7 protein-coding genes are annotated in these 6,140 nt (G+C 77.6%); 1 reads left to right on the top strand and 6 read right to left on the bottom strand.

All coding sequences use genetic code 11. The annotated features are described in order from the left end of the window. Positions 1–219: 219 nt before the first annotated feature. The 4 genes from GTQ99_RS27150 to GTQ99_RS18595 are packed head-to-tail and all read right to left on the bottom strand — an operon-like array spanning position 220 to position 2,497. Entirely contained in the window at positions 220–1,104 is an 885-nt protein-coding gene (locus GTQ99_RS27150; protein WP_166617215.1) for an NUDIX domain-containing protein, read from the bottom strand. Beyond that, positions 1,101–1,472, bottom strand: coding sequence for a DUF3817 domain-containing protein (locus tag GTQ99_RS25475; RefSeq protein ID WP_166617214.1), 372 nt, complete (start codon positions 1,470–1,472; stop codon positions 1,101–1,103). The genes GTQ99_RS27150 and GTQ99_RS25475 overlap by 4 nt, the downstream gene beginning before the upstream one ends. Then, on the bottom strand, positions 1,469–2,296 hold the full coding sequence (locus GTQ99_RS25470; RefSeq protein ID WP_166617213.1) for an SURF1 family cytochrome oxidase biogenesis protein: 828 nt from the start codon (positions 2,294–2,296) through the stop codon (positions 1,469–1,471). Before GTQ99_RS25470 ends, GTQ99_RS25475 begins: the two co-directional genes overlap by 4 nt. A gap of 9 nt (positions 2,297–2,305) precedes the next feature. Continuing rightward, entirely contained in the window at positions 2,306–2,497 is a 192-nt protein-coding gene (locus GTQ99_RS18595) for a hypothetical protein (protein WP_166617212.1), read from the bottom strand. Between the two features lie 54 nt (positions 2,498–2,551). Between GTQ99_RS18595 and GTQ99_RS18590 the strand changes: the two genes are divergently transcribed. Then, positions 2,552–3,925: an aminotransferase-like domain-containing protein gene (locus tag GTQ99_RS18590; protein WP_166617211.1), complete on the top strand. Its 1,374-nt coding sequence runs from the start codon at positions 2,552–2,554 to the stop codon at positions 3,923–3,925. Between the two features lie 46 nt (positions 3,926–3,971). Here GTQ99_RS18590 and guaA read toward each other — a convergent pair whose 3' ends face one another. Continuing rightward, positions 3,972–5,564: a glutamine-hydrolyzing GMP synthase gene (gene guaA, locus GTQ99_RS18585; protein ID WP_166617216.1), complete on the bottom strand. Its 1,593-nt coding sequence runs from the start codon at positions 5,562–5,564 to the stop codon at positions 3,972–3,974. Between the two features lie 117 nt (positions 5,565–5,681). After that, on the bottom strand, positions 5,682–6,140 hold a 459-nt coding region (locus tag GTQ99_RS18580), incomplete at its 5' end, for an ATP-binding protein (RefSeq protein ID WP_166617210.1).

Genomic DNA, 6,140 nt, shown 5'->3' with positions numbered 1-6,140 from the left:
GGCCGGCGCTCGGCGTGGCGCTGGGCGTGACCGCGGCGGTGCTGGCGTCCCCCGCGTGGGCGGTGCCCGCCAGGGCAGCACCCGAGGACAGGAACCGGACGAGGGGACGACCGTGGGGCATGGGCTCGCTTCCGCGCAGGGGACGACGCGGGCGGAGTCTGCCAGTCACGGGGCGTGGTTGGGAACCACCCCGGGGCTGCCCCGGGGTGGTTCGGCGGCTCAGAGCGCGCGCTGCGCGCCCAGCGCGATCTGCAGCCCGCGGTGGGCCACGGCGACCAGCCCGACGGACTCCGCCTCCTGCAGCGGGACCCACCGCGCGAGGTCGGTGCTGCCCCCCACGTCGAGGACCTCGGGCTCGCGCACCTGCAGGGGGGTGGCCGTCACGAGGATGCGCACGGCGTGGAAGTCCTCCAGCACCCCGCGCGGGGAGCGGCCGGTGAAGTGCTCGGCGGCGATGTCGGCGAGCCCGTCGACCTCGACGTCCATGCCCGTCTCCTCGTGCACCTCGCGCACCACCGCCGCCAGCGGGTGCTCGCCGTGGTCCACCCCGCCGCCCGGCAGCGTCCAGCGGCCCGGGCTCGGCGTCAGCGGGCTCAGCCGGGTCAGCAGCAGGCCGCCGTCGCCGAGCACGACCGCGTAGCAGGCCAGCCGCTGGCGCACGACGGGCGCGCGCGGGTCGGCCGGCGGCAGCAGCCGGGCCAGCTCGGCCTGCTCGACCGCGACGTCGGCGTCGGCGGCCAGCGGCCAGCCGCCCCCGCCGACCGGCGCCCACCGCAGCGCGGGCGGGGCCGCCTGCGCCGAGGGCAGGTCGGCGGCCAGCACGACGTGGACGCTGTGCACGTCGACCTCGGCGAGCTCGTCGCGCGCACCCGGGGCGCGCCGCACGCCGTCGTCGACGGCGAGGACGGCACCGGGGACGACGGGGGCGCCGACCGCGCGCCGGGCCGCGGCCGCGGGCGTCTCGCCGTGGGCGAGCACGACGTGCGGCAGGACGCCCGCGGCGTCGAGGAGGACACCGCCGGCGGGCGCGCCGCGCACGGTGCGCACCGCCACGTGCACGACGACCCGCTGCAGCGCGGGCCGCCGGCGGAGCTCCTGCGTCACGCGCGGGCGAGCTGGTCGTGGACGGCGCGCTGGTTCTTGCGCTCGGCGTAGAACGACAGGAAGGGCACGGTGCCCGCGAGCGCGGTGAGGACCATCCGCCCCCACGGCCAGCGCACCCGGGTGCCGAGGTCGAAGGTGCAGACGAGCAGCAGGATGTAGAGGGTCCCGTGCAGCGGGCCGAGGACGCGGCTGATCGCCTCCGCGCCGGGCAGCTCCACGTCGGCCGCGCGCAGCGGGTAGCGCAGCAGCGAGTACGTCAGGACGACCAGCCCGATGCCGGTCAGCCAGGCCAGCACGCGGTAGCGCAGCAGCGCCGAGCGCACCTTGGCCTGCGACCGCACCCCGCCCGCGACGCGGTCGGCGCTCACCGGGTACCACTCATGTCTCGTCCTCCGTCGCCCTCGGCCGCGCCCTCCGCGACGGCCGCCTCCTCGGGCACATCCTCCCCCGCGTCCGCGCGGCCGTCGCGCACGGCCCTGCCCCAGACGACGACGGCGAACACGGCGAACACCCACCACTGGGCGGCGTAGGCGATGTTGCCCCAGTCCAGCCGGCGGCGGGCCTCGCCCGGGTCGGCGGGCGGGACGGCGCGCAGACCCGCCGCGGGGGCGGTGTCGGTGACGTAGGCGTTGGCGACGGGGTAGTCGACGCGGTTGACGAGGTCGGCGGCGCTGACGAACCAGACCTGCCCGGCGGGCAGCGCGGCGGTGGAGGGCGCCACGTCGGAGCCCTCGGGCGGCTGCACGACGCCGCTGAGCTCGACCGGCCCGGCGGGCGGGGCGGGGGCCGCCGCGCCCTCGGGCACCCAGCCGCGCACGACGGGCAGGCCGGAGCCGTCGGCGAGGCGGACGACGCCCAGGACCCAGGAGCCCTGCCGCCCCTGCAGCGGGCGGGCGGGCACGAGCAGGTCGACGGCCGGGTCGAAGGTGCCGCTCACCCGCACGCGGGCGCCGACCTCGTCGCGGGAGAGCACGGCCCGCGCGGAGCCGGCCGCGGCGCCGGCGTCGACGACCTGCTCGACGGCCGCGACGGGCCGGGTGGCGGGCGGGACGTCGACGACGACGTGCCCGCGCGACCACTGCCACAGCCCGAGGGAGACGCAGACGGCGACGACGAGGAGGGCGGCCGCGGTGAGCACCGCGGTGCGCGACGCGCTCGACCCCGCACGCCGCTCCTCGGTCTCGCCCAGCACGCGGCCAGGTTACGCGGCGCCGGTCAGCCTCCTGCGCCGCGTCCCGCGCGCAGTAGCGGTCCGAGACCGGGAGCGGTAGCGCCGCGCGCGGGCGGGGCGGTCCGCCCGGCGCCCGGCGCCGGGGTAGCGGGTGTCGGCGCCGACGAGCGGGGCCAGGACCGCCACCGCAAGGAGCAGGGCCAGGACGATCGGGGCGCTCACCGGGCGCTCCGGCCGCTATCGGTGGAGCACCGGATAGCGCTATTGTCATCTCTCATGGAAGACGGTAGCAGCGTCCAGCGGGTCACCGCCAGCCTCCGCGAGCTGGCCGCCGCGCTGCCGGCCGGCGCCCGGCTGCCCAGCAGCCGGCGGCTCGTGGCCGAGCACGGGGTCGGGCCCGTCACCGTCCAGCGGGCCGTCGACGTCCTCGTCGCCGACGGCACCCTCACCACCCGCCCCGGCGCGGGCACCTTCGTCGCCCGCGCCCCCCGCACGGCCACGCTGGACACCGACTGGCAGCGCGTGGCGCTGGGCGCCTCCCCCGTCGACGCCGAGGGGGTGCTCGCCGCGCTCGCCGCTCCCCCGGACGGCGCCCTCGACCTGGCCCGCGGCTACCTCGACCTGGGCCTGCAGCCCACCTCGCGGCTGGCCGCGGCGATGGCCCGCGCCGCCCGCCGCCCGCAGGCCTGGTCGGTGCCGCCCGCCGCCGGGCTGCCCGAGCTGCGCACCTGGTTCGCCCAGCAGCTGGGCGCCGACCGCGAGGACGTCTGCGTCATGCCCGGCGGGCAGGGGGCGCTGTCGACGGTGCTGCGCTCGATCGTGCCGGCCGGCAGCCCCGTGCTCGTGGCCGTGCCCAGCTACCCCGGCGTCATCTCGCTGCTGCGCAGCGCCGGGCTGGTGCCGGTGCCCGTGCCCACCGACGCCGACGGCGTGCGCCCCGAGCTGCTCGAGCGAGCCTTCGAGCAGTCCGGCTCCCGCCTGCTGTACCTGCAGCCCACCTACGCCAACCCCGACGGGCACGTGCTGGCCGCCGAGCGGCGCCGGCCCGTGCTGGAGATCGCCGCGCGCGCCGGCGCCTTCGTCGTCGAGGACGACTTCGCGCGCTGGCTGGGCCACGGCGCGACGGCCCCGCCCTCGCTGCTGCGCGACGACACCGACGGGCGGGTCATCACCGTGAACTCCCTCAGCAAGGTCGCCGGCGCGAGCCTGCGGGTGGGCTGCGCCATCGCCCGCGGCCCGGTGGCCCGGCGCATCGCCGCCCTGCGCACGGTCGACCACCTCGTCGTGGCCCGCCCGCTGCAGGAGGCCGCCGTCGACCTCGTCACCGGCGCCGGCTGGAACGGGCACCTGCGCACGCTCTCGGCCGCGCTGGGCGCCCGCGTGGACGCCCTGTGCACCGCGCTGGCCCGCGAGCTGCCCGAGTGCTCCTGGACGCGCCCGCGCGGGGGCTTCTCGCTGTGGCTGCGCCTGCCCCGCGGCACCGACGAGGCGGAGCTGGTGCGCCGGGCCCTGGAGCGCGGCGTCGCCGTCGGCCCGGGCCGGCAGTTCACCGTCGGCGAGGAGGACGCCGCGCACCTGCGCTTGTGCATCGCGGCCGTCGACGAGGCGCACGTCGAGGAGGCCGTGCGCCGGCTGGCCGCCGCGCTCTGAGCGCGCGGCGGCCCCGGCGCCGGGTCAGCGGCGCCTCAGCGCGCGCTCACTCCCACTCGATGGTCCCCGGCGGCTTGCTCGTGACGTCGAGCACGACGCGGTTGACCTCGGGCACCTCGTTGGTGATGCGCGTGGAGATCCGCTGCAGCACGTCGTAGGGCAGCCGGGACCAGTCGGCCGTCATGGCGTCCTCGGAGCTCACCGGGCGCAGCACGACCGGGTGCCCGTAGGTGCGCCCGTCGCCCTGGACGCCGACCGAGCGGACGTCGGCCAGCAGCACGACCGGGCACTGCCAGATCTCGCGGTCCAGGCCGGCCGCGGTGAGCTCGGCGCGGGCGATGGCGTCCGCGGCCCGCAGGACCTCCAGGCGCTGCGGGGTGACGGCGCCGACGATGCGGATGGCCAGGCCGGGGCCGGGGAACGGCTGGCGGTAGACCATCGCCTCGGGCAGGCCGAGCTGCAGCCCGACGGCGCGCACCTCGTCCTTGAACAGCGCCCGCAGCGGCTCGACGAGCTCGAAGGCCAGGTCGTCGGGCAGGCCGCCGACGTTGTGGTGGCTCTTGATCGTCGCCGCGCCGGTGCCGCCGCCGGACTCCACGACGTCCGGGTAGAGGGTGCCCTGGACGAGGAAGCGGACCTCGCCGCCCGTGCCGTCCTCCCTGGCGCCCTCGGCGGCGACGACCTCGCGGGCGGCGTGCTCGAAGACGCGGATGAACTCCCGGCCGATGATCTTGCGCTTCTGCTCGGGGTCGCTGACGCCGTCGAGGGCGTCGGCGAAGCGCTGGACGGCGTCCACGACGTGCAGCTTCACGCCGGTCGCGGCGACGAAGTCCTTCTCGACCTGCTCGGCCTCGCCGGCGCGCAGCAGGCCGTGGTCGACGAACACGCACGTGAGCTGGTCGCCGACCGCGCGCTGCACGAGCGCACCCGCCACCGCCGAGTCCACGCCGCCGGAGAGGGCGCAGATGACCTTGCCGTCGCCGATCTGCGCCTTGATGCGGGCGACCTGCTCCTCGATGACGTTGCCCGTCGTCCAGTCCGGGTCGATGCCGGCGCCCTGGCGCAGGAAGTTCACCAGCACGTCCTGGCCGTGCGTGGAGTGCTTGACCTCCGGGTGCCACTGCACCCCGTAGAGGCGGCGCTCGTCGTCCTCGAACGCCGCGACGGGGGTGGCCGCCGAGGAGGCCGTCACGCGGAAGCCCTCGGGGGCCTTGGCCACGCTGTCGCCGTGCGACATCCACACCGACTGCTCGGCCGGCTGGTCGCGCAGCAGCGTCGAGGACCGCGCGTCCTGCAGCTGCGCGGCCGTCCCGCCGTACTCGCGGCGGCCGGTGCGGGCGACCTCGCCGCCCAGGGCCTGGGCCATGGCCTGGAAGCCGTAGCAGATGCCCAGGACGGGCACGCCCGCCTCGAACAGCGCCGGGTCCACCTGCGGGGCGCCCTCGGCGTACACGCTCGACGGGCCGCCGGAGAGGATCACCGCGGCCGGGTCCTTGGCGAGGATCTCGTGGACAGGCGTGGAGCTGGGCACGATCTCGGAGTAGGTGTCGGCCTCGCGCACCCGCCGCGCGATGAGCTGCGCGTACTGGGCGCCGTAGTCGACGACGAGGACGGGGCGGTGGGTGCGTTCCGCGGCCACCTCCGCCGGTGCGGTGTCTGTCGCTTCGGACTGGTTCTCGGGCGCTTGCGGCGTCACCTCCCCAGGGTATTGCCTCCGCGCCGCCCGCCGGTCGCCCGCCGACCGCCCGCGCCGCTCCTAGGCCAGCCCCTCCAGGTCGAGCGACCAGCCGGCCGCCGCCCCGGCGTCCGGGCGCGGCTCGAACCACACGGTCTTGCCCGGTCCCCGGTCGGCGGGCAGCGGGTCGACGCCCCAGTCCCAGGACAGCGAGGCCACCACCTGCAGGCCGCGGCCGGTGGTGGCCGAGCTGCCGAGGCGGCGCACCTGCACGGGGACCGGCGAGGCGTCGGCGACCTCGACGCGCACCCCGCCGGAGGCGCTGGGGCGCACGGTGATCGTGAACGGGGTGCGGGCGTGCAGCACGGCGTTCGTGACGACCTCGGAGACGGCCAGCTCCGCGGGTTCCTCGACGTCCTCGGCGTCCATGCGGCGCAGCGTGGAGCGCACGTGGCGGCGGGCGGCGGCCACCGCGTCGGCCACGGGGTCCAGCACCAGCGGCGGCCCGACGGCCTCCCCGGCCGGCCGGCCGGCCCCGGT

This window comes from Kineococcus vitellinus, assembly GCF_009906315.1.
Taxonomy (GTDB): domain Bacteria; phylum Actinomycetota; class Actinomycetes; order Actinomycetales; family Kineococcaceae; genus Kineococcus; species Kineococcus vitellinus.
This window is presented reverse-complemented; position numbering and strand designations above follow the sequence as displayed.

Excerpts from the sequence above, each read along its gene's own strand:
- GTQ99_RS18590 (WP_166617211.1), top strand. The coding sequence starts at position 2,552 with ATGGAAGACGGTAGCAGCGTCCAGCGGGTCACCGCCAGCCTCCGCGAG.